This window comes from Streptomyces sp. NPDC041814 (assembly GCF_055590565.1).
Genome location: NZ_JBVJAM010000017.1, coordinates 40,148 through 62,651, shown reverse-complemented (window position 1 = coordinate 62,651; position 22,504 = coordinate 40,148). Strand labels below are relative to the sequence as shown.

Below are 22,504 nucleotides of genomic sequence, written 5' to 3'. Positions count from 1 at the left end.
GGGGACCGATAGCGGTAACGGTATCCCGCCATCGGCCCCCCACCCTTTCTTCACAGGCGCACACGGAACCCCGGGTTCAGATCCCGGCGAAGGCGCCCTCCAGGACGTCCAGGCCCTCGTTCAGCAGGTCCTCGCCGATCACCAGCGGCGGCAGGAAACGCAGCACGTTGCCGTAGGTGCCGCAGGTCAGGACGAGGACGCCCTCGGCGTGGCACGCCTTCGCGAGCCGGGTGGCCGCCTCCGGGTGCGGGTCCTTCGTGCCCGGCTTCACCAACTCGATCGCGATCATCGCGCCGCGGCCCCGGATGTCACCGATCAGCCCGCCGTTCGGCAGCTTCGCGCGCATCCCCTCCAGACGGCCCTTCATGACCTCCTCGATGCGCTTCGCCTTCTTGTTCAGGTCCAGCTCGCGCATCGTCTCGATGGCCCCGAGCGCACCCGCGCAGGCGACCGGGTTGCCGCCGTACGTACCACCGAGGCCGCCCGCGTGCGCCGCGTCCATGATCTCGGCGCGGCCGGTCACCGCCGACAGCGGAAGGCCGCCCGCGATGCCCTTGGCCGTGGTGATCAGGTCCGGGACGATGCCCTCGTCCTCACAGGCGAACCACTGGCCGGTCCGGCAGAAGCCCGACTGGATCTCGTCGGCCACGAAGACGATGCCGTTGTCCTTCGCGAACCGGGCGATCGCCGGCAGGAAGCCCTTGGCCGGCTCGATGAAGCCGCCCTCGCCGAGCACCGGCTCGATGATGATCGCGGCGACGTTCTCCGCGCCGATCTGCTTGCTGATCTGGTCGATGGCCTGGGCGGACGCCTCCGCACCGGCGTTCTCGGCGCCGGTCGGCCAGCGGTAGCCGTACGCCACCGGCACCCGGTACACCTCCGGCGCGAACGGGCCGAAGCCCTGCTTGTACGGCATGTTCTTGGCGGTCAGCGCCATCGTGAGGTTCGTCCGGCCGTGGTACCCGTGGTCGAAGACGACGACCGCGGTGCGCTTGGTGTACGCGCGAGCGATCTTCACCGCGTTCTCGACGGCCTCGGCACCCGAGTTGAACAGCGCGGACTTCTTCGCGTGGTCGCCCGGGGTCAGCTCCGCGAGCCGCTCGCAGACCTCCACGTACCCCTCGTACGGCGTGACCATGAAGCAGGTGTGGGTGAAGTCCGCGAGCTGCGCGGAGGCCCGGCGCACGACGGCCTCGGCGGAGGCGCCGACCGAGGTCACCGCGATGCCGGAGCCGAAGTCGATCAGCCGGTTGCCGTCCACGTCCTCGATGATCCCGCCGCCCGCCCGCGCGGTGAACACCGGCAGGGTGGAGCCGACGCCCGCGGCGACCGCCGCGAGCCGGCGGTCTTGCAGCTCGACCGACTTCGGACCGGGGATGGCGGTGACGAGTCGGCGCTCCTGCGGGATTTCGGTCATGCGGGGCTCCTGGGGGTGTTTCGGACGCTTCTTCGTTGTGCAGGCTAGGCGCGGGGCCCTGGGCGGGGCATGCTCCGATCGGTAGTGGTCGCGTACGTGTCGTTGTCCGCGAAGGACAGAAGGCGGTGCGGGGGACCGGGGCGCGATCCCGGCGGTCACTATCCGGGCGCGTTGCTGAACTCCCCGTGTGCGCGCACTAGATTGACCGGTGCAGTGACGGACCTGGCTGGTCAAGGGGGCAACGGTTCATGGACAACGACGGTACGCACGGCGCGTGGGACACGCGGGGCACGCCGCCGCCCGACGCCCGGGCCGGAGGCTCCGTACCGCGTCCGGCGGGCCCGCCTCCCGCCACCCCGCCCGCCTACCCGCCCACGGTCCCGCCGCCCGCCCGGCCCCCGGCCGCGCCGCCGCCCCTCGCGCACACCCCGGCCCCGGGCACCGCCGCGCCCACCGCCGACTGGTTCAACGCCCCGCGTCCCGAGGCCGGGCCCGGCGTCTGGCGGTACCGGTTCGTGCCCCGGCCCGCCGAGCGCCCCCCGCGCCCCTCACTGGTGGGCCCGGCCGCGACGCTGATCCTCTGGCTGCTGCTGTGGCTGCTGCTTTCGGCACGCGCCATCCCCTACGTGTTCAAGCCGATCGCGATCATCACCGGCCCCGAGTGGTGGACCATGGGCGGTCTGCGGGACGACGCACCGGCTCTGGTGGTCAACTCGACCACCCTGTACTACCAGGTCCTGGTGCTCATTCTGGGCTTCTACGCGGCCCGGCTCGGCGGCTGGGCCCACGTCCTGCGGTACTTCGCCGGCGAGGGGTTCGAACGCGTCAGGCTGACCCTGTCGGTGGCCGGCGCCCTGCTGCTGCTGTGGCTGGCCTGGACCCCCAAGTTGCCGCTGCTGTTCGTGCTCATGGGATCGGCGCAGGGGTGGCTGCTCAGCGGGGACCGGTTCAAGGCCACCGTGGCCGCCTACGGCTGCTACGCGCTGACCACCGCCATCGTCGTGTGGCCCATCGCCCGGGCCGCGCACTGGGGAGACGCCCTCCGCGACTTCCGGGCCGGCCGCACGCCCGGCCGCCCACAGGGCGCGCAAGGCACGGCCCCCGCCCCGGCGGACGGCCCCCCGCGCGCCCAGTGGCCCGAGCTGCGTGCCGCCGGTTCCGCCGACGCCGCCGAGGCGCTGACCGCCGCCGTGTACGCGGGCCGGATGAACGACGTGGACTGCGTACGGGTGGGCCACGCCTGGTCCGGGGCGCGCGGCCGCCCCGACCGGCTGGCCTCCTTCACCGAGACCGTGCTGCGCAAGGGCGCCGACGCCTTCCTGCACCCCTCCGGCTTCCGGGACGTGCCCCGGCGCACCGCCACCCACGACCCGCTCACCGGCCAGGTCCGCATCGGGGAGTGCGCCGACGACCCGCGCAACCCCCACCCGCGCCGGGGCTCCGGCATGGCGCTGGACCCCGCGTCGCTCGGCACCTCGCTGCTGGTCGTCGGGCCGCCGGGCTCCGGCAAGACCGAACGGGTCGTCGGGCCCGTCGTGGAAGCCCTCGCGCTGCGGGCGCTCACCGGCCAGGCCGCGGTGCTCGCCGTCGGCGGGGCGGGCGGCGGGCTCGGCCCGGACGACGCCTACGACGTCGTCATCCGCATCGGCGACCCCGCCTCCCTGCACGACTTCGACCTGTACGGCGGCACCACCGACCCGGACGAGGCCGCCGCCGCCCTCGCCGAGGGGCTGGCCGGGGACGTTCCCGCCCTGGAGACCCGGCGCGCCGCGACCGCCCTCGGGCAGCTGCTCGGCCCGTTCCGGACGGTCCACGGCCGCTTCCCCTCCGTGCCCGAACTCCGCGAACTCCTCGAAGGATCCGCCGCCGCGCTCGGCGCCCTGCGCGACGCCCTGGAGACCGGGGGCCACCAGGCGATGCTCCGCGAGCTGGAGGCCAGGGCCCGCCAGGCGGGCGGCGGCGCCGACCCGGCCGCCGTCCTGGCCGACCGGATCGCCACCCTCGACCGGCCCGCCTTCGCGGGGTTCTTCGCCACCGGCGAGGACGCCCGGCCGTTCTCGCTGCGCTCCCTGGGCCGGCACCCGCTGCGGGTCCGCGTCGACCTGCCGGAGCGGGCCCACGCCGAGGCGTCCCGCATCCTGGCCCGCCTGGTGCTCGCCCAGTTCAACGCCGTCACCGCCGCTCGCACCGACCGCTCGCTGTTCGTCTGCCTCGTCCTGGACGACGCCACCCACGCCGTCACCGCCGACACGGTCCGGGGCATCCGCCGCCTCCGGTCCGTCAACGCGGGCGCGGTCCTCGCCCTGCGCACCCTGGACGACGTACCGGAGGGACTGCACACGGCGCTGCTCGGGGCGTTCGGCTGCACCATGGTCTTCCCCGGCCTCACCACCTGGGACGGCAAGCGCTTCGCGGAGGCGTGGGGGAAGGAGTGGGTGGAGGTCCGGGAGGTCGCCCAGCACGGCGTCTTCGCCGACCAGCCGCTCACCCGCGCCCTGCACTCCCTGCGCAAGATGGCCACCGGCAAGGCCGTCACCACGGACGCGGTGACCGTGCGCCAGGTCGAACGGGAGCGGTGGTCCGCCTCCGCGCTCGCCTACGAGCTGCCGCACGGCCACGCGGTGCTCTCCCTGACCACCGTGGACGGCGAGCACATGCCCCCGCTGCTGGTGCGGCTGGCCGGCTGACGGAGGGGCGGGGCGGCAGGGGCGCGCGGGACGCGAGTGGCAGCGGTGACAGGGACTCTGCCACCCTGGCAGAATCGAAGTGAGCCGTTCATACGGGACGGCGAAATCACCCCCTGCCGAAGGCCCTCACCCCCATGCCGCCCACGCTCGCCTCGCTCGTCCAGCACTCGGCGCTCAAACTCACGGTGCGCGCGGGGGCGGACCGCCTCGACACACCGGTGCGCTGGGCGCACGCCAGCGAGCTGACCGACCCCGTCCCCTACATGGAGGGCGGCGAACTGCTGCTGGTCACCGCGACCAACCTGGACGCGGAGAACCCGGAGGCGATGGGGCGTTACGTGCGCCGGCTCGCCGACGCCGGAGTGGCCGGGCTCGGCTTCGCCGTCGGCGTCAACTACGACGAGGTGCCCCGGCCCCTGATCGGCGCCGCCGAGGAAGCCGGGCTGCCGCTGCTCGAAGTGCCCCGCCGCACCCCCTTCATCGCCATCGCCAAGGCCGTCTCCTCGCACATCGCGGCCGACCAGTACCGCGCGGTCACCGCCGGCTTCGAGGCGCAGCGCGAGCTGACGAGCGCGGCGCTCGCCGAGGACGGACCCGCCGCCCTCCTCACCCGCCTCGCCGCCCACGTCAACGGCTGGGCCGCCCTCTACGACGCCGCCGGGGCCGTCGTGGCCGCCGCCCCCGACTGGGCGGCCCGCCGCGCCGCCCGGCTCACCCCCGAGGTGGAGCGGCTGCGCGCCCGCCCCGCCCCGGCCAGCATGGTCGTCGGCGACACCGACGACCGCGTCGAGCTCCAGTCCCTGGGCACCGGCCGCCGGGTCCGCGGCGCCCTCGCCGTCGGCACCGGAGCCGCCCTCGGCACCGCCGAGCGGTACGCCGTGCACTCGGCGGTCGCCCTGCTCACCCTCACCACCGCCCGCTCCCGCGCCCTCCAGGGCGCCGAGCAGCGCCTCGGCGCGGCCGTGCTGCGGATGCTGCTCGCGGGCCAGCCCGACCATGCCCGCGCGGTCGCCGGGGACCTCTACGGCGGACTGCTCGACGCCCCCTTCCGGCTGCTCATCGCCGAGGGCCAGGACCCCTCGGCCACGGCACTCCTGGCCGACGCCCTCGACACCGCCGCCGACCGGGCGGGCGAGACCCTGCTGATGGTCCCCGAGGGCGAACGGCTCCTGGTGCTGGCCGCCGACGGCGGAGCCGCGGTGACCGCCTGCCAGGCGTACGCCGAGGCGCAGGACGAGCTGACCCCGCGCGAGCCGGCCGCCGCCCAGGCGAGTGATGTCGTGGTGGGCATGTCCGCACCGGCCGGCCCGGTCGCCGTGTCCGCCGCGTACAAGCAGGCCGAGCAGGCGCTCTCGGTGGCCCGCCGCCGGGGCCGGGCCCTGGTCGAGCACGCGGAGCTGGCCACCGGGTCCGTGCTGCCGCTGCTCGCCGACGACGCGGTGCGGGCCTTCGCGGACGGGATGCTCCGCGCGCTGTACGAGCACGACGCCAAGGGCAGGGGCGATCTGGTCGCCTCGGTGCGCGCCTGGCTCTCGCACCACGGCCAGTGGGACGCGGCCGCCGCCGACCTGGGGGTCCACCGGCACACCCTGCGGTACCGGATGCGGCGGGTGGAGGAGATCCTCGGGCGCTCGCTGGATGACCCGGACGTCCGGATGGAGCTGTGGCTCGCCCTGAAGGTCACCGCATCCCCCGGGGCCTGACCGCCGGACAGGGCCTGGCCAGTAAGGCGCACCCCGGCCCCGCTCTGCTCCACACAGGACAAACGCCAGGCGGCCCCGGCGGCCCTACCGTGGGGGCCGACACACCCCACGCCATCGAAGGGCCGGACCTCCATGACCTCCACCCACGCCTTCTGGCTGGCCGGCCGCCAGGCCACCGGCGAGGAAAGCTTCGACGTCACCAACTCCTGGGACGGGCGCCTCGTCGCGACGGTCTCCGTCCCGACCGAGGCCCAGGTCGAGGAGGCCGTCGCCGCCGCGCACGCCGTGCGCGAGGAGTTCGCCGCGACCCCGGCCCACGTCCGCGCCGCCGCGCTCGACCACGTGGCCCGCCGGCTGTCCGAGCGCACCGAGGAGATCGCCCGGCTGATCTCCGCCGAGAACGGCAAGCCCGTCAAGTGGGCGCGCGGCGAGGTCGGGCGGGCCGTGTCCGTCTTCCGCTTCGCCTCCGAGGAGGCCCGCCGGTTCAACAGCGGCGAGGCCCAGCGTCTGGACACCGACGCGGGCGGCACCGGCCGCCTCGGCCTCACCCGGCGCTTCCCGCGCGGCACGGTCCTCGGCATCGCGCCCTTCAACTTCCCGCTGAACCTGAGCGCCCACAAGGTCGCCCCGGCCATCGCCGTCGGCGTCCCGATCATCCTCAAGCCGGCCCCGGCGACGCCCGTCTCCTCGCTGGTCCTGGGCGAGCTCTTGGCCGAGACGGACCTCCCGGCCGGCTCCTGGTCGGTGCTCACGGTCCCCAACGACCGGATGCCCGCCCTGGTCCAGGACGAGCGGCTGCCCGTGATCTCCTTCACCGGGTCCGCCCCCGTCGGCTACGCGATCATGGACTCGGTGCCCCGTAAGCACTGCACGCTGGAGCTCGGCGGCAACGGCGCCGCCGTCGTCCTCGGCGACTACGCCTCCGACGAGGACCTGGACTGGGCCGCGACCCGTATCGCGACCTTCTCCAACTACCAGGGCGGCCAGTCCTGCATCTCGGTCCAGCGCGTCATCGCCGACGCCGCCGTCTACGACCGGCTGCTGCCGAGGATCGTCGCCGCGGTGGAGGCCCAGGTCACCGGCGACCCGTCCGACCCGGCCACGGACGTCGGCCCGCTCGTGGACGAGGCCGCCGCCCGGCGCGTCGAGTCCTGGGTCGACGAGGCCGTCGCGGCGGGCGCCCAGCTCCTCGCGGGCGGCAAGCGCGACGGGTCCACGTACGCCCCGACCGTCCTCGCCGGACTGCCCGACGGTGTCACCCTCGCCACCGAGGAGGTCTTCGGGCCGGTCCTGTCCGTGCGGAAGGTGAACGGCGAGGCCGAGGCGTTCGCCGCCGTCAACGACTCGCAGTACGGGCTCCAGGCGGGCGTGTTCACCCATGACATCCAGGCCGCCTTCCGCGCCCACCGCGCGCTGGAGGTCGGCGGCGTGATCATCGGCGACGTCCCCTCGTACCGCGCCGACCAGATGCCGTACGGCGGAGCCAAGCAGTCCGGCGTGGGCCGCGAGGGCGTCCGGTACGCGATGGACGACTACACCTACGAACGCGTCCTCGTCCTCACGGGCCTCGCGCTCTGACACCCACGCGGGCGCATGCCGCACCCGGCGGCGGGCAGTTGAGTGGCGCCCGACCCGATCGGCGCCCGCGGGCTGGCCGGGGTGGCAGGAATCGGGTACATACGGACGAGTAGAACCGGACAGGTACGCACGGGCGGACGGACTCCGCCGCCCGTGCGCCTGCCGGGTCCGCCCACCCGACGACGCGGCGAGGTGAGCCCTCATGTCCGCTCCATCCGCACAACAGCCCACGCCCAAGGTCACCGAACGCGAAGCGCGCCAGGTCGCCGAGGACGCCCGGGAACAGGACTGGCGCAAACCCAGCTTCGCCAAGGAGCTCTTCCTCGGCCGCTTCCGCCTGGACCTGATCCACCCGCACCCGCAGCCCGCCGGTGAGGACGTCCGGCGCGGCGAGGAATTCCTCGCCCGGCTCCGCGAGTTCTGCGAGACCCGGGTCGACAGCGCCCTCATCGAACGCGAGGCGAAGATCCCCGACGAGGTCGTGCGCGGTCTCAAGGAGCTCGGCGCGCTCGGCATGAAGATCGACGTCAAGTACGGCGGTCTCGGCCTGACCCAGGTCTACTACAACCGGGCCCTCGCCCTGGCGGGCTCCGCGAGCCCCGCGATCGGCGCCCTGCTCTCCGCGCACCAGTCGATCGGCGTGCCGCAGCCGTTGAAGACCTTCGGAACCCAGGAGCAGAAGGACACCTTCCTGCCCCGGCTGGCCCGTACCGACATCTCGGCGTTCCTCCTCACCGAGCCGGACGTGGGCTCCGACCCGGCGCGGCTCGCCACCACCGCCGTCCGGGACGGGGACGACTACGTCCTCGACGGGGTGAAGCTGTGGACCACCAACGGAGTCGTCGCGGACCTGCTGGTCGTCATGGCCCGCGTCCCGAAGTCGCCCGAAGGCAAGGGCGGCATCACCGCATTCGTGGTCGAGGCGGACGCCCCCGGCATCACCGTGGAGCACCGCAACTCCTTCATGGGCCTGCGCGGCATCGAGAACGGCGTCACCCGCTTCCACCAGGTGCGCGTGCCCGCCGCCAACCGCATCGGGCCCGAGGGCGCCGGGCTCAGGATCGCGCTCACCACGCTCAACACCGGCCGGCTCTCGCTGCCCGCGATGTGCGTCGGTTCCGGCAAGTGGTGCCTGAAGATCGCCCGCGAGTGGTCCGCCGTCCGCGAGCAGTGGGGCAGGCCGGTCGCCCGGCACGAGGCGGTCGGCTCCAAGATCGCCTTCATCGCCGCGACCACGTTCGCCCTGGAAGCCGTGGTCGACCTCGCCTCGCAGATGGCCGACGAGGACCGCAACGACATCCGCATCGAGGCGGCGCTCGCCAAGCTGTACGGCTCCGAGATGGGCTGCCTGATCGCCGACGAACTGGTCCAGATCCGCGGCGGACGCGGCTTCGAGACCGCCGCGTCCCTCGCCGCCCGGGGCGAACGGGCCGTGCCCGCCGAGCAGATGCTCCGCGACATGCGGATCAACCGGATCTTCGAGGGCTCCACGGAGATCATGCACCTGCTGATCGCCCGCGAGGCCGTCGACGCCCACCTCAAGGTCGCCGGCGACATCATCGACCCCGACAAGCCGCTCTCCGCGAAGGCGAAGGCGGGCGCCAACGCGGCCGGTTTCTACGCGAAGTGGCTGCCCAAGCTCGTCGCGGGCCCCGGCCAGCTGCCCACCACCTACGCCGAGTTCAACCCGGCCGGCCACCCGGACCTGGCCACGCATCTGCGGTACGTCGAACGAGCCTCGCGCAAGCTGGCCCGCTCCACGTTCTACGCGATGTCCCGCTGGCAGGGCCGGATGGAGACCAAACAGGGCTTCCTCGGCCGGATCGTGGACATCGGCGCCGAACTCTTCGCGATGAGCGCCGCCTGCGTCCGCGCCGAGCACCTGCGTGCCACGGACGACCACGGCCGCGAGGCGTACCAGCTCGCCGACGCCTTCTGCCGCCAGGCCCGCATCCGCGTCGAGGAGCTCTTCACCCGGCTCTGGTCCAACACCGACGACCTCGACCGGCGCGTCGTGGAGGGCGTCCTGTCCGGCACGTACGGCTGGCTGGAGGAGGGCGTGGTCGACCCGAGCGGCGAGGGCCCCTGGATCGCCGACGCCACCCCCGGCCCCTCCACCGAGGAGAACGTCCACCGCCCGGTCCGCTGAGCCCCCGAGCCGTTACCGGCGGGGCGCGTCCAGTCGCTGGACGCGCCCCGCCCGCATGCCCCGGTTCACGGCAGGATGGACGCCCGTGACCGTCATCCATGTCCCCGGCTCCAAGTCCGTCACCGCGCGCGCCCTCTTCCTGGCCGCCGCCGCGAACGGCCGCAGCACGCTCGTACGCCCGCTGAGCTCCGACGACACCGAGGGCTTCGCGGCCGGTCTGGCCGCGCTCGGCTACGAGGTCGAGCAGGAGGCGGACGCCTGGCACATCACCGGCCGCCCCGCCGGGCCCGCCGCCACCGAGGCCGACGTCTACTGCCGTGACGGGGCCACCACCGCCCGCTTCCTGCCGGCCCTCGCGGCGGCCGGCGCCCGCGGCAGCTACCGCTTCGACGCCTCCGCGCAGATGCGCCGCCGCCCCCTCGCCCCGCTCACCGAGGCCCTGCGCACCCTCGGCGTCGACCTGCGCCACGAGGAGGCCGAGGGCCACCACCCGCTGCGCATCGAGGCCGCGGGCATCAAGGGCGGCGAACTCACCCTGGACGCCGGGCAGTCCAGCCAGTACCTCACCGCCCTGCTGATGCTCGGCCCGCTCACCGAGACCGGGCTGCGGATCACCGTCACCGACCTCGTCTCCGCGCCCTACATCGAGATCACCCTCGCGATGATGCGCTCCTTCGGCGCCCGGGTCACCCGGAGCGGCCCCGACGGCACCGTCTTCACCGCGGAGCCCGGCGGCTACCGCGCCACCACCTACGCCGTCGAACCCGACGCCTCCACCGCGAGCTACTTCTTCGCCGCCGCCGCCCTCACCGGCCGCGAGGTCACCGTCCCCGGACTCGGCGAGGGCGCCCTCCAGGGGGACCTGCGGTTCGCCGAGGTCCTGCGCCGCATGGGCGCCGACGTGCACATGACCGCCGACTCCACCACGGTCCGCTCGACCGGCACCCTGAGCGGCCTCACCGTCAACATGCGCGACATCTCCGACACCATGCCCACGCTCGCCGCGATCGCCCCCTTCGCCTCGGGGCCCGTCCGCATCGAGGACGTCGGCAACACCCGCGTGAAGGAGTGCGACCGGCTGGAGGCGTGCGCGGACAACCTGCGGCGCATGGGCATCACCGTCACCACGGGCCCCGACTGGATCGAGATCCTGCCGGGCACGCCCGCGCCCGTCGAGATCGAGACCCACGGCGACCACCGCATCGTCATGTCGTTCGCCGTCGCCGGTCTGCGCACCCCCGGCATCACGTACGACGACCCCGGCTGCGTACGCAAGACGTTCCCCGGCTTCCACGAGGCGTTCGCCGCCGCCACCGGCTGAGGCGGAACGCGGGGACGGGGACACGCACGGGTCAACCCGGGACACCCTGTCCCCGCACACAGCGGGAGCGGCGACAATGGGGCGCATGACCGACAGCCCCGCCCCTCTCGCCGACCCGCACCTCGTCTTCGACGCCGTGGAAGGACGCCGGGATCTCGTCATCCTCGGCTCCACCGGGTCCATCGGCACCCAGGCCATCGACCTGGTGCTGCGCAACCCCGACCTCTTCCGCGTCACCGCGCTGTCCGCGGCCGGCGGCCGGGTCGCGCTCCTCGCCGAGCAGGCCCGCCTGCTGAAGGTGCGCACCGTCGGCGTCGCCTCGCCCGAGGCCGTACCCGCCCTCCGCGAGGCGCTGCGCCAGGAGTACGGGGCGGGCGAGCCGGTCCCCGAGATCCTCGCCGGACCCGACGCGGCGACGGAGCTGGCCGCGAGCGACTGCCACACCGTGCTCAACGGGATCACCGGCTCCATCGGCCTCGCCCCGACCCTGGCCGCCCTCAAGGCGGGCCGCACCCTGGCGCTCGCCAACAAGGAGTCCCTGATCGTCGGCGGCCCCCTGGTCAAGGCGCTGGCCGCCCCGGGGCAGATCATCCCCGTCGACTCCGAGCACGCCGCGCTCTTCCAGGCGCTCGCCGCCGGCACCCGCGCCGATGTGCGCCGTCTCGTCGTCACCGCGTCGGGCGGCCCCTTCCGCGGCCGCACCCGGAGCGAGCTGGCCGAGGTCACCCCGGAGCAGGCCCTCGCGCACCCGACCTGGGCCATGGGGCCGGTCATCACCGTGAACTCGGCCACCTTGGTCAACAAGGGCCTCGAAGTCATCGAGGCACACCTGCTCTACGACATCCCCTTCGACCGCATCGAGGTCGTCGTCCACCCGCAGTCGTACGTGCACTCCATGGTCGAGTTCACCGACGGCTCCACGCTCGCCCAGGCCACCCCGCCCGACATGCGCGGCCCCATCGCCATCGGTCTCGGCTGGCCCCTGCGCGTCCCCGACGCGGCGCCCGCCTTCGACTGGACGAAGGCGTCCACCTGGGAGTTCTTCCCGCTGGACACCGAGGCCTTCCCGTCCGTCGGTCTCGCCCGGCACGTCGGCGCGCTGGGCGGCACCGCGCCCGCCGTGTTCAACGCGGCCAACGAGGAGTGCGTCGACGCGTTCCTGTCCGGGAAGCTGCCCTTCAACGGCATCATGGACACGGTCACCGCGGTGGTGGGCGAACACGGCACACCGGAATCGGGAACTTCTCTCACCGTCGCGGACGTACTCGAAGCGGAGACCTGGGCGCGGGCCCGGGCCCGGGAACTCTCGGCCAAGGCCATTGCGGAGGCACGCGCATGAGCATGACGACGATCCTGCTGACGATTCTCGGCATCGCCGTCTTCGCGTTCGGTCTGCTCTTCTCCATCGCCTGGCACGAACTGGGCCACCTCTCCACCGCCAAGCTCTTCGGCATCCGCGTCCCGCAGTACATGGTCGGCTTCGGCCCCACCATCTGGTCCCGCAGGAAGGGCGACACGGAGTACGGCATCAAGGCCGTCCCGGCCGGCGGCTACATCCGGATGATCGGCATGTTCCCGCCCGGCCCCGACGGGAAGCTGGAGGCCCGCTCCACCTCGCCCTGGCGCGGGATGATCGAGGACGCCAGATCCGCCTCCTTCGAGGAGCTCCAGCCGGGCGACGAGGACCGCCTCTTCTACACGCGCAAGCCGTGGAAGCGCGTCATCGTGATGTTCGCCGGCCCCTTCATGAACCTCGTGCTGGCCGTCGCGATCTTCCTCGGCGTCTCCATGACCTTCGGCTTCCAGACCAACACCACCGAGGTCGCCGGCGTCCAGAAGTGCGTCATCCCGCAGAGCGCGGAGCGCACGACCTGCAAGAAGTCCGACGCGGTCTCCCCGGCCCAGGCCGCCGGGCTGAAGAAGGGCGACGTGATCGTCGCCTTCGACGGCGACCGCATCGACTCCTGGGACACCCTCTCCGACCGCATCCGCGACACCGTCGGCCCCGCCACCATCACGGTGGAGCGCGACGGGCAGGAGAAGACCCTGCACGCGGTCCTGCTGAAGAACGCCGTCCTCAAGAAGGACTCCCACGGCGAGGCGGTGGCCGGGAAGTACGTCACGGCCGGCTACCTCGGGTTCGAGGCGAACAGGGAGATCGTCCCGCTCTCCTTCGGTGACTCGGTCGTGCGCATGGGCGACATGATCGAGAACGGCGTCGACTCGATCATCGCCCTGCCGTCGAAGATCCCCGCCCTGTGGGACGCCGCCTTCAGCGACGGCGAACGCGCCGCGGACTCCCCGGTCGGCGTCGTCGGCGCGGCCCGGATCGGCGGCGAGGTGATGACGCTGGACGTTCCGGCCCAGAGCCAGATCGCGATGATGCTGTTCCTGCTGGCCGGCTTCAACCTCTCGCTGTTCCTCTTCAACATGCTTCCGCTGCTCCCGCTCGACGGCGGCCACATCGCGGGGGCCCTGTGGGAGGCACTGCGCCGGAACTCGGCCCGGGTCTTCAAGCGTCCCGACCCCGGCCCCTTCGACGTCGCCAAGCTGATGCCCGTCGCCTACGTGGTCGCCGGGGTCTTCATCTGCTTCACCCTCCTCGTCCTCGTCGCCGACGTGGTCAACCCGGTCAAGATCACCTGACCGGGGCCGGCCGGACCCGCCCGGTGCACCGCGCGTGACCGGCGGTGTGCGGGGTGCGTCCGGCGGGCCGACATTCCGTACGGGGCCGGACGCGGTGTGCTCCCGGCCGCCCCCGGTGACGTAACCTCGAAGGCCGGAGCCCGCCGATACCGGGACCTCGATCCACACCTTGGGGATGCTCAGCGCATGACTGCGATTTCTCTCGGAATGCCCGCCGTTCCGACCAAGCTCGCCGAACGGCGGGTCAGCCGGAAGATCCAGGTCGGATCGGTTGCGGTCGGCGGGGACGCGCCCGTCTCGGTGCAGTCGATGACGACGACCCGTACGTCCGACATCGGCGCGACGCTTCAGCAGATCGCCGAACTCACCGCCTCCGGCTGCCAGATCGTACGCGTGGCCTGCCCGACCCAGGACGACGCCGACGCCCTGAAGACCATCGCGTCCAAGTCGCAGATCCCGGTGATCGCGGACATCCACTTCCAGCCGAAGTACGTCTTCGCCGCGATCGACGCCGGCTGCGCGGCGGTCCGTGTGAACCCGGGCAACATCAAGCAGTTCGACGACAAGGTCAAGGAGATCGCGCGCGCCGCGAAGGATGCCGGCACGCCGATCCGGATCGGTGTCAACGCCGGCTCGCTGGACGCCCGGCTGCTCAAGAAGTACGGCAAGGCCACCCCCGAGGCGCTGGTCGAATCCGCGCTCTGGGAGGCGTCCCTCTTCGAGGAGCACGACTTCCGCGACATCAAGATCTCGGTCAAGCACAACGACCCGGTCGTGATGGTCAACGCCTACCGCCAGCTCGCCGCCCAGTGCGACTACCCGCTGCACCTCGGCGTCACCGAGGCGGGCCCCGCCTTCCAGGGCACCATCAAGTCGGCCGTCGCCTTCGGCGCCCTGCTCAGCGAGGGCATCGGCGACACCATCCGCGTCTCGCTCTCCGCGCCGCCCGCCGAGGAGGTCAAGGTCGGCATCCAGATCCTGGAGTCGCTGAACCTGCGCCAGCGCCGTCTGGAGATCGTCTCCTGCCCCTCCTGCGGCCGCGCCCAGGTCGACGTCTACAAGCTCGCCGACCAGGTCAGCGCCGGTCTGGAGGGCATGGAGGTCCCGCTGCGCGTCGCCGTCATGGGCTGCGTCGTCAACGGCCCCGGCGAGGCCCGCGAGGCCGACCTCGGCGTCGCCTCCGGCAACGGCAAGGGCCAGATCTTCGTCAAGGGCGAGGTCATCAAGACCGTGCCCGAGTCGAAGATCGTGGAGACCCTCATCGAGGAGGCCATGAAGATCGCCGAGCAGATGGAGAAGGACGGCATCGCCTCCGGCGAGCCCGAGGTCTCCATCAGCTGACCCGTCCGACCCCCGGCAGCGCCCCGCGAGGAACCCCTCGGCGGGGCGCTGCCATGTGCGGGCCCCGGCGGGTGCGCACAGCCGTTTCCGGGCACGGGCGGCGTCACTCAGGCTCTTCGGTTACAGTGCGGAAATCAGCAGACCGCATGGTGAGGCCCCCTCGTGTTGACGCACACCACTACCCGGGTCCTCGAACCCAGCGACCTCGGCGCCGCACTCGCCGTCCTGGAGAGCGAGCCCGTGGCCAACGCCTTCGTGACGTCCCGCGTGCAGATCGCCGGACTCGACCCCTGGCGCCTCGGCGGCGAGATGTGGGGCTGGTACGCAGACGGCAGGCTCCGCTCCCTGTGCTACTCGGGCGCCAACCTCGTCCCCATCTGCGCCGGCCCCGAAGCCGTCCGCGCCTTCGCCGAACGCGCCCGCCGGGCCGGCCGCCGCTGCTCCTCGATCGTCGGCCCCGCAGAGCCCACCGCCGAGCTGTGGCGCCTCCTCGAACCGGGCTGGGGCCCCGCCCGCGAGGTCCGGGCCAACCAGCCCCTCATGGTCACCGAGAGCCCGTCCGCCGAGGTGGAGCCCGACCCGCTCGTCCGCCGCGTCCGCAAGGACGAGATGGACATCCTGATGCCCGCCTGCATCGACATGTTCACCGAGGAGGTCGGCGTCTCCCCGCTCGCCGGCGACGGCGGACTCCTCTACCAGGCCCGCGTCGCCGAACTCATCGGCGCCGGCCGCTCCTTCGCCCGGATCGACGACGGCAAGGTCGTCTTCAAGGCGGAGATCGGCGCCACCACCCCGCAGGCGTGCCAGATCCAGGGCGTGTGGGTCGCCCCCGAACACCGCGGCCGCGGCCTCTCCGAGACCGGCATGGCCGCCGTGCTGCGGTACGCCCTGGCCGACGTCGCCCCGGTCGTCAGCCTGTACGTGAACGACTACAACACCCCCGCGCGCAAGGCGTACCGCCGCATCGGCTTCCGGGAAACCGGCGCCTTCATGAGCGTGCTCTTCTGACCGCCCCCCGCCAGGGGCCTCCCGGACAGTAGGGTCGGCCCATGGCAGCAGATTCCGGGGGCGCCCCCCGCACCACCGGCGTCCGGGTCGGGCCGGTCGACCTCGCGGCCCGCGTCGACGAGGCGCTGGCCGTCCAGGCCGTCGCCTTCGGCCTGAGCGCCGGGGAGGTCGAGGTCCGCCGGCACATCGTCCTCCGGCACCTCGACCACCCGCACGCGCGCGCGCTCGGCGCCCTGACGCCCGAGGGCCGGCTCGTCGGCTTCGTCTACGGCATGCCCAACGACCGCGGCCACTGGTGGTCCACCGTGGTCGAGCCCTACCTCCGCGCCACCGGCAGCGCCCACTGGCTGGACGACGCCTTCGTGATCACCGAGCTCCACGTTCACCCGGACTTCCAGAACGGGGGCATCGGCCGCACCCTGATCACCACCATCACCGACGCCGTCACCCAGCCCCGCTCGATCCTCTCCGCGATCGACACCGAGAGCCCGGCCCGCGGCCTCTACCGCTCCCTCGGCTACCAGGACCTCGCCCGTCAGGTGGTCTTCCCCAGCGCCCCCAAGCCGTACGCGGTGATGGGAGCGCCCCTGCCACTGCGCCGTACGTGAGGGAATGGATTTCCGCCCGCACGGGCCGCCCCGCTAACCTCGGGCCCATCACCCTTCCGAGCAGGAGTTCACCATGGCCCAGGTCCAGCGCATGTCCCGATTGATGATCAAGACACTGCGCGACGACCCGGCGGACGCCGAGACGCTCAACCACAAGCTCCTCGTCCGAGCCGGCTACGTACGACGCACCGCTGCCGGAATCTGGTCCTGGCTGCCGCTCGGCAAGAAGGTCCTGGAGAACGTCACCCGCGTCGTCCGCGAGGAGATGGACGCCATCGGCGGCCAGGAGGTCCTGCTCCCCGCGCTGCTGCCCAAGGAGCCCTACGAGGCGAGCGGCCGGTACGACGAGTACGGCGACCTGCTGTTCCGGCTCCAGGACCGCAAGGGATCCGACTACCTCCTCGGCCCCACGCACGAGGAGATCTTCACCCAGGTCGTCAAGGACATGTGCTCGTCCTACAAGGACCTGCCGGTCATCCTGTACCAGATCCAGACGAAGTACCGCGACGAGGCCCGCCCCCGCGCCGGTGTGCTGCGCGGCCGCGAGTTCCAGATGAAGGACTCGTACTCCTTCGACACCACCGACGAGGGCCTGGCCGAGGCGTACCAGCTGCACCGCGCCGCGTACATCCGCATCTTCGAGCGGCTCGGCCTGGACCACCGCATCGTCTCCGCCGTCTCCGGCGCCATGGGCGGCTCCGCCTCCGAGGAGTTCCTGGCCCCGGCGCCCGCCGGCGAGGACACCTTCGTGGACTGCCCGAACTGCGACTACGCGGCCAACACCGAGGCCGTCACCTTCGTCGCCGCCCCCGGCGACGCCTCGGGCACCGGCCCCGTCGAGGAGCTGGACACCCCCGACACCCCGACCATCGAGACCCTGGCCGTCCACCTCGGCGTGCCGGCCTCCGCCACGCTGAAGAACCTGCTGGTCAAGGTCGACGGCGAGATCGTCGCCGTGGGCGTGCCCGGCGACCGCGAGGTGGACCTCGGCAAGCTGGGCGAGCACCTGGCCCCGGCCGTGGTCGAGCTGGTCACTGCCGAGGACTTCGTGGGCCGCCCCGACCTCGTACGCGGCTACGTCGGCCCCCAGGGCCTGGAGAAGGTCCGCTACATCGCCGACCCCCGCGTTGCCCCCGGCACCGCCTGGATCACCGGCGCCAACAAGGACGGAAAGCACGCGAAGAACGTGGTCGCGGGCCGCGACTTCGAGGTGGACGACTACCTCGACGTCGTCGTGGTCGAGGCGGGCGACCCCTGCCCCAAGTGCGGCACCGGCCTCCAGCTCGACCGCGCCATCGAGATCGGCCACATCTTCCAGCTCGGCCGCAAGTACGCCGACATCTTCTCGCTCGACGTGCTCGGCCAGCAGGGCAAGCCCGTCCGCGTCACGATGGGCTCGTACGGCGTCGGCGTCTCCCGCGCCGTGGCCGCCCTCGCCGAGCAGACCGCCGACGAGAAGGGGCTGTGCTGGCCCCGCGAGGTCGCCCCGGCCGACGTCCACGTCGTCGCCGCGGGCAAGGCCCTCCAGACCGAACTGGCCCTGGAGGTCTCCGACAAGCTCGCCGCCGCCGGACTGCGCGTCCTGGTGGACGACCGCGCCGGCGTCTCGCCCGGCGTCAAGTTCACCGACTCCGAACTGATCGGCGTCCCGAAGATCCTCGTCGCCGGCCGCCGCTCGGCCGAAGGTGTCCTGGAGCTGAAGGACCGCCGTACCGGCGAGCGCGAGGAGCTGACGGTCGAGGAGGCCGTCGCCCGCCTCTCCGAGCAGCAGGACTGACGCTCTCCACACGCAGGGGCCCCGCACGGAAGTTCCGTGCGGGGCCCCTGCGCTCGTTCACAGCCAGCCGGCGAACTCCAGGGTCACTTCCCCCTCCTGGCGGCGCCCGGCCGCCAGGGCCCGGGTGCCCGATTCCACGGCACGGAACAGTGTCCAGCCGTGCAGCCGCTCCTGGTCCACGTCCAGCGAGTCCGCGAGCTTCTTGACCCTGCGCCGTGCCGTCGTCGCCCCGGCGGGCGACGCGATCAGGTCCTCCACCCGGTCCCGGACGAGCCGCGCCAGGTCGTACGCCCGCTCACCGACCAGCGGCTCGGGCCCGACCGTCAGCCAGGGCGCCCGCTCACCCGCGAGGACCTTGCTCTGCCGGAAGTTGCCGTGCAGCAGCAGCGTCTCCGGGGGCCCGGCGACCAGCTCGTCCCGGGCCGCCAGCGCGGCGGTGACCAGGGGCTCCAGCGCGGGGTCGGACGCGGCGGCGGCGCGCATGGCGTCCACGCGCCGTCCGGTCCGCTCGGTGACCGTCTCAAAGCCGTGCCCGGCCGGCGGGTCGACCCACAGCCGGCGCACCGTCCCGGCCGCTTCGAGGAGCGCCTTCGCCTCCGGCAGCGACCGCAGGGACATCTCGGGGTGCAGCCGCTCCAGGAGCAGCGCGCCCGGCACCGGCCGCCCGCCGTCCGCGGGATCGAGCAGCCGCACCGCGCCCCAGCCGTTCCAGTGCGCCAGCGCCGCCTGTTCGAGCCCCGGCGCGGCACCGGACGGGGCCAGCTTCAGGGCGGCCGGGGTGGAGTCGGCCCCCCGGACCAGCAGAACCAGGCTGCTGCGCCCGCCGGGGGCCGCGACCCGCTCCACGACCGGGGCGCGGCCGGTCGCGGCCAGCGCCCGCTCGGTCAGTGCGGGCAGCCCCGCGAGCCATTCCCCGGCGGCCGTATCCCCGTACGACTCGCCGAGCGCTCGCACCAGACGCTGCGGCGGTTCAAAACCCATACGTGCTGTGTTCCCTTTCAAGCCTTCTGCGGTGCGCGCCCATGTCAGTGGCCGGAGCCGGTCCCGGCCCGCTCGGCGAGCCCGGGAAAGGGTACGCCGCTGCCCCGCCAGCGTGCCGCGCGTACCGCGGCCTCCCGCAACGCGTCCGCCGCGCTGCGCCGCAGAGACCCGTCGGCGGCCCGGACCAGGTCGGAGTAGACGTACCCGACGCGGTCCTCCAGGACGGCGGCGAGCCGGACCGCCGCGGCGGCGTCCGGCACCGCGAACGGCAGAGCGTACGCGGCGTCCGAGGCCACCGGCTCTCCGCCCAGGTCCCGGACCGTGCGCACCAGGGCGTCCCGGCGGGCACGGTGGGCGTGGAACGCGGCGGTGGCCTCGGTCCGGCGCTCCGCCGCGACCCGGCCGCCCGCCACCCCGTAGCCGTAGACGGCGGCGTGCTCGGCGGCCAGCGCCGCCTGGGCCGCTTCCAGCGGGCCGTCGCTCTTGCCGTCGCTCATGCCGGGGTCTCCTTGGCCAGTTCGGTCAGCAGGTAGGCGTGTGCCGCGCAGGCCGCGGCGACCGAGGCCAGCAGCCGGGCCAGCTCCCCGGGCGCCTCCGCGAGCAGCGCGGTGTAGGCGTCCGCCGCGGAGCGCTCGGCCGCCGCCAGCTCCTTGACCGCGGCGGCGGGTCCGGCGGCGCGCGAGCGGGCCATGCCGAGCGCGGGGGTCTTCTCCGGGGAGAGCGCCTTGAGGTGGGCGCGGACCGCGTCGCGCAGGGGGGTGAGGGCCGTCGCCGTCGCCGGGTGGGCCCGGAGCACGTGTTCGTAACCGGCGAGCAGGGTCGCCGTGGTGCGGGTGGCACCGGTGCGCAGCGTCTTCTCCGTGCGCACCGGGGACGCCCCGTCGGCGGCGGTCCGCGCGCCGCCGTGCGCGGAGCCCTTGGTGCCCCCACCGGTGTCGTCGCCGCTTCCGCAGCCGGACAGCACCGCCCCTGCGGCCAGCGCGCCGGTCGCCGCGAGCGCGCCCCTGCGCGTCGTCCCCGTACGCCGCACTTGCTCTCCTTCGGGCTGGACCTGTCTTGACTGGATCTGTCCGGAAGTGATCACCGCCTGTGAGCGTACCCGCGCTCGGGGGACCGGCTGACAGCAACACCCCTTGCGACCGGATACCCTTTGACCAGACACGCGAGATCCCCACAACAGCACACGCGGCCGAGGAGTCACCCGGATGAGCACCACCCAGAGCGAGAAGCTGCGCGGGCTGGTCGAACCACTCGTCAGCGCCGAGCAACTGGAGCTGGAAGAGATCGAAGTCTCCCGGGCAGGCCGCCGCAGAGTGCTGCGGATCGTCGTGGATTCCGATGAGGGTGTCGAGCTGGACACCTGCGCGGAGCTGAGCCGCGCGATCTCCGCGAAGCTGGACGAGACCGATGTGATGGGCGAGGACGAATACGTCCTGGAAGTCAGTTCGCCCGGCGCCGACCGCCCGCTCTCGGAGCACCGCCACTACGTACGCGCCACCGGGCGCCTCGCCAGGCTGACCCTGCGCGAGGGCGGCGAGCTGGTGGCCCGCATCCTCGCGGTGGACGAGGACGGTCTCGATCTGGAGGTGCCGGGCGTCAAGGGCCGCAAGCCCACCGCCCGCCGGATCGCCTTCGACGAGATCGCCAAGGCTCGCGTGGAGCTGGAATTCAACCGCAAGGACAAGAAGGAAGAGGAGGCGTAGCCGTGGACATCGACGTGAAGCTGCTGAAGGGCTTGGCGCAGGACAAGGAGATCCCGTTCGACGTCCTCGTCGAGGCGATCGAGTCGGCCCTCCTCATCGCGTACCACCGCACTGACGGCAGCCACCGCCGGGCGCGTGTCGAGCTGGACGAGCGCGGCCATGTGACGGTGTGGGCCAAGGAGGACCCGGCCGACCTGGAGGAGGGGCAGGAGCCCAAGGAGTTCGACGACACCCCGTCGGGCTTCGGCCGGATCGCCGCGACCACCGCCAAGCAGGTCATCCTCCAGCGTCTGCGCGACGCCGAGGACGACCGCACGTTCGGCGAGTACGCGGGCCACGAGGGCGACGTCGTCACCGGCGTCGTCCAGCAGGGCAAGGACCCGAAGAACGTCCTGGTCGACATCGGCAAGCTGGAAGCCATCCTGCCGGTGCAGGAGCAGGTGCCCGGCGAGGAGTACACCCACGGCCTCCGGCTGCGCACCTACGTGGTGCGCGTCGCCAAGGGCGTGCGCGGTCCCTCCGTCACGCTGTCGCGGACCCACCCCAACCTGGTGAAGAAGCTCTTCGCCCTGGAGGTCCCGGAGATCGCCGACGGTTCCGTCGAGATCTGCGCGATCGCCCGCGAGGCCGGCCACCGCACCAAGATCGCGGTCCGCTCGACCCGCTCCGGCCTCAACGCCAAGGGCGCCTGCATCGGCCCGATGGGCGGCCGCGTGCGCAATGTCATGGCCGAGCTGCACGGTGAGAAGATCGACATCGTGGACTGGTCGGACGACCCGGCGGAGATGGTCGCCAACGCACTGTCACCCGCACGGGTGAGCGAGGTTGAGGTCGTTGACCTCGGCGCCCGCTCCGCCCGGGTGACCGTGCCGGACTACCAGCTCTCCCTGGCGATCGGCAAGGAGGGGCAGAACGCCCGCCTGGCCGCCCGGCTCACGGGCTGGCGCATCGACATCCGCCCGGACACCGAGACCGACGCCGAGCGCGACGTCGCCGACCGTGAGCGGGCCGAGCGGGCCCGGGAGCGCTCGGACCGGCGCTGACGCACCCTGAGCGGCGTCCGGGGAATAGATCCCGTCGGCCGGTCGCTGAGATCACGACAACGTCCGTTCGATTTTTGCCCCAAAGGGGTGAGGTCGGTGCGGGGAGGTAGACTTAGCCGTGTCTGGCCGGACGCACGCCCGCGCTTGCCCTGAGCGAACCTGTGTGGGATGCCGGGAGCGGGTGGCCAAGAACGAGTTGCTGCGCATCGTCGCGGACGGGGACGCCTGCGTCCCCGATCCTCGCGGTACGCTGCCCGGCCGGGGTGCCTATGTGCATCCCGTCCCCGACTGTCTGGACCTGGCGGTTCGCCGCCGGGCATTCCCCCGGGCCTTCAAGGCCAAGGGGCCGTTCGACCCGACCGCGGTACAGCGGTTCGTCGAGCGGGTGACACCGTAAGAAATGAACGGCACGGGTCCCCGTGCGGTCAGGTACCTCGCGAGTTGGAAGTAGGTCGAGATTGCGATGAGCACTCGATGAGTACGCGATGAGTACGCCCATGAAGTAGCGACGGTCCGGCGGTAACCCGGACCTAAAAGGAGCG

The 22,504-nt window shown here is 72.9% G+C and carries 18 protein-coding genes; 14 read left to right on the top strand and 4 right to left on the bottom strand.

Annotated elements, in window-relative coordinates; genetic code table 11:
• Window positions 1–76: 76 nt before the first annotated feature.
• The gene (gabT, locus tag ACZ6C6_RS32235) at window positions 77–1,417 is read right to left on the bottom strand and encodes a 4-aminobutyrate--2-oxoglutarate transaminase (RefSeq protein WP_469208026.1); all 1,341 of its coding nucleotides are present in this window, start codon (window positions 1,415–1,417) and stop codon (window positions 77–79) included.
• 248 nt (window positions 1,418–1,665) lie between these two features.
• Between gabT and ACZ6C6_RS32230 the strand changes: the two genes are divergently transcribed.
• The 11 genes from ACZ6C6_RS32230 (at window position 1,666) to ACZ6C6_RS32180 (ending at window position 18,235) form a co-directional block, all read left to right on the top strand.
• Window positions 1,666–4,104, top strand: a complete 2,439-nt coding sequence (locus tag ACZ6C6_RS32230; RefSeq protein WP_469208024.1) for an ATP/GTP-binding protein — start codon at window positions 1,666–1,668, stop codon at window positions 4,102–4,104.
• Window positions 4,105–4,238: 134 nt separating this feature from the next.
• On the top strand, window positions 4,239–5,807 hold the full coding sequence (locus ACZ6C6_RS32225) for a PucR family transcriptional regulator (RefSeq protein ID WP_469208022.1): 1,569 nt from the start codon (window positions 4,239–4,241) through the stop codon (window positions 5,805–5,807).
• A gap of 132 nt (window positions 5,808–5,939) precedes the next feature.
• The gene (locus ACZ6C6_RS32220) at window positions 5,940–7,385 is read left to right on the top strand and encodes an aldehyde dehydrogenase family protein (RefSeq protein WP_469208020.1); all 1,446 of its coding nucleotides are present in this window, start codon (window positions 5,940–5,942) and stop codon (window positions 7,383–7,385) included.
• A 202-nt stretch (window positions 7,386–7,587) separates the two neighbouring features.
• Window positions 7,588–9,534 carry an acyl-CoA dehydrogenase family protein gene (locus ACZ6C6_RS32215; RefSeq protein WP_469208018.1) on the top strand — a complete coding sequence of 649 codons (1,947 nt, stop codon included), beginning with the start codon at window positions 7,588–7,590 and terminating at the stop codon, window positions 9,532–9,534.
• Window positions 9,535–9,619: 85 nt separating this feature from the next.
• Window positions 9,620–10,855: a 3-phosphoshikimate 1-carboxyvinyltransferase gene (aroA, locus tag ACZ6C6_RS32210; protein ID WP_469208016.1), complete on the top strand. Its 1,236-nt coding sequence runs from the start codon at window positions 9,620–9,622 to the stop codon at window positions 10,853–10,855.
• A 76-nt stretch (window positions 10,856–10,931) separates the two neighbouring features.
• Window positions 10,932–12,194, top strand: coding sequence for a 1-deoxy-D-xylulose-5-phosphate reductoisomerase (gene dxr / locus ACZ6C6_RS32205; RefSeq protein WP_469208015.1), 1,263 nt, complete (start codon window positions 10,932–10,934; stop codon window positions 12,192–12,194).
• Window positions 12,191–13,501 carry a M50 family metallopeptidase gene (locus ACZ6C6_RS32200; RefSeq protein ID WP_469208013.1) on the top strand — a complete coding sequence of 437 codons (1,311 nt, stop codon included), beginning with the start codon at window positions 12,191–12,193 and terminating at the stop codon, window positions 13,499–13,501. The genes dxr and ACZ6C6_RS32200 overlap by 4 nt, the downstream gene beginning before the upstream one ends.
• A 186-nt stretch (window positions 13,502–13,687) precedes the next feature.
• Window positions 13,688–14,842, top strand: a complete 1,155-nt coding sequence (gene ispG / locus ACZ6C6_RS32195) for a flavodoxin-dependent (E)-4-hydroxy-3-methylbut-2-enyl-diphosphate synthase (RefSeq protein ID WP_469208011.1) — start codon at window positions 13,688–13,690, stop codon at window positions 14,840–14,842.
• A gap of 162 nt (window positions 14,843–15,004) precedes the next feature.
• Window positions 15,005–15,850, top strand: coding sequence for a GNAT family N-acetyltransferase (locus ACZ6C6_RS32190; protein ID WP_469208009.1), 846 nt, complete (start codon window positions 15,005–15,007; stop codon window positions 15,848–15,850).
• A 41-nt stretch (window positions 15,851–15,891) separates the two neighbouring features.
• Entirely contained in the window at window positions 15,892–16,458 is a 567-nt protein-coding gene (locus ACZ6C6_RS32185; RefSeq protein ID WP_469208007.1) for a GNAT family N-acetyltransferase, read from the top strand.
• A gap of 73 nt (window positions 16,459–16,531) precedes the next feature.
• Window positions 16,532–18,235, top strand: coding sequence for a proline--tRNA ligase (locus ACZ6C6_RS32180; protein ID WP_469208005.1), 1,704 nt, complete (start codon window positions 16,532–16,534; stop codon window positions 18,233–18,235).
• A 57-nt stretch (window positions 18,236–18,292) separates the two neighbouring features.
• Here the strand turns inward: ACZ6C6_RS32180 and ACZ6C6_RS32175 are convergent, their stop codons facing one another.
• Genes ACZ6C6_RS32175 through ACZ6C6_RS32165 form a run of 3 tightly spaced genes read right to left on the bottom strand, consistent with a single transcriptional unit; the run spans window position 18,293 to window position 20,246 of the window.
• A complete protein-coding gene (locus tag ACZ6C6_RS32175; RefSeq protein ID WP_469208004.1) occupies window positions 18,293–19,216 on the bottom strand; it encodes an aminoglycoside phosphotransferase family protein in 924 nt (307 codons plus the stop codon).
• Between the two features lie 44 nt (window positions 19,217–19,260).
• Entirely contained in the window at window positions 19,261–19,713 is a 453-nt protein-coding gene (locus ACZ6C6_RS32170) for a ferritin-like domain-containing protein (protein WP_469208003.1), read from the bottom strand.
• Window positions 19,710–20,246 (bottom strand): hypothetical protein, encoded by a 537-nt coding sequence (locus ACZ6C6_RS32165; RefSeq protein WP_469208001.1) that lies wholly within the window; start codon window positions 20,244–20,246, stop codon window positions 19,710–19,712. Before ACZ6C6_RS32165 ends, ACZ6C6_RS32170 begins: the two co-directional genes overlap by 4 nt.
• Before the next feature lie 175 nt (window positions 20,247–20,421).
• Here ACZ6C6_RS32165 and rimP point away from each other — a divergent pair, with 175 nt between their 5' ends.
• The 3 genes from rimP (at window position 20,422) to ACZ6C6_RS32150 (ending at window position 22,359) form a co-directional block, all read left to right on the top strand.
• A complete protein-coding gene (gene rimP, locus ACZ6C6_RS32160) occupies window positions 20,422–20,919 on the top strand; it encodes a ribosome maturation factor RimP (protein WP_469207999.1) in 498 nt (165 codons plus the stop codon).
• 2 nt (window positions 20,920–20,921) lie between these two features.
• The gene (nusA, locus tag ACZ6C6_RS32155) at window positions 20,922–21,962 is read left to right on the top strand and encodes a transcription termination factor NusA (protein ID WP_018102330.1); all 1,041 of its coding nucleotides are present in this window, start codon (window positions 20,922–20,924) and stop codon (window positions 21,960–21,962) included.
• Window positions 21,963–22,080: 118 nt separating this feature from the next.
• The gene (locus ACZ6C6_RS32150) at window positions 22,081–22,359 is read left to right on the top strand and encodes a YlxR family protein (protein WP_469207997.1); all 279 of its coding nucleotides are present in this window, start codon (window positions 22,081–22,083) and stop codon (window positions 22,357–22,359) included.
• Window positions 22,360–22,504 lie beyond the last annotated feature (145 nt).

What these genes read in the sequence shown, in the direction of transcription:
- gabT (WP_469208026.1), bottom strand. Translation starts at nt 1,417, where the DNA reads ATGACCGAAATCCCGCAGGAGCGCCGACTCGTCACCGCCATCCCCGGT.
- ACZ6C6_RS32230 (WP_469208024.1), top strand. Translation starts at nt 1,666, where the DNA reads ATGGACAACGACGGTACGCACGGCGCGTGGGACACGCGGGGCACGCCG.
- ACZ6C6_RS32225 (WP_469208022.1), top strand. Translation starts at nt 4,239, where the DNA reads ATGCCGCCCACGCTCGCCTCGCTCGTCCAGCACTCGGCGCTCAAACTC.
- ACZ6C6_RS32220 (WP_469208020.1), top strand. Translation starts at nt 5,940, where the DNA reads ATGACCTCCACCCACGCCTTCTGGCTGGCCGGCCGCCAGGCCACCGGC.
- ACZ6C6_RS32215 (WP_469208018.1), top strand. Translation starts at nt 7,588, where the DNA reads ATGTCCGCTCCATCCGCACAACAGCCCACGCCCAAGGTCACCGAACGC.
- dxr (WP_469208015.1), top strand. Translation starts at nt 10,932, where the DNA reads ATGGGGCGCATGACCGACAGCCCCGCCCCTCTCGCCGACCCGCACCTC.
- ACZ6C6_RS32200 (WP_469208013.1), top strand. Translation starts at nt 12,191, where the DNA reads ATGAGCATGACGACGATCCTGCTGACGATTCTCGGCATCGCCGTCTTC.
- ispG (WP_469208011.1), top strand. Translation starts at nt 13,688, where the DNA reads ATGACTGCGATTTCTCTCGGAATGCCCGCCGTTCCGACCAAGCTCGCC.
- ACZ6C6_RS32185 (WP_469208007.1), top strand. Translation starts at nt 15,892, where the DNA reads ATGGCAGCAGATTCCGGGGGCGCCCCCCGCACCACCGGCGTCCGGGTC.
- ACZ6C6_RS32180 (WP_469208005.1), top strand. Translation starts at nt 16,532, where the DNA reads ATGGCCCAGGTCCAGCGCATGTCCCGATTGATGATCAAGACACTGCGC.
- ACZ6C6_RS32175 (WP_469208004.1), bottom strand. Translation starts at nt 19,216, where the DNA reads ATGGGTTTTGAACCGCCGCAGCGTCTGGTGCGAGCGCTCGGCGAGTCG.
- ACZ6C6_RS32170 (WP_469208003.1), bottom strand. Translation starts at nt 19,713, where the DNA reads ATGAGCGACGGCAAGAGCGACGGCCCGCTGGAAGCGGCCCAGGCGGCG.
- rimP (WP_469207999.1), top strand. Translation starts at nt 20,422, where the DNA reads ATGAGCACCACCCAGAGCGAGAAGCTGCGCGGGCTGGTCGAACCACTC.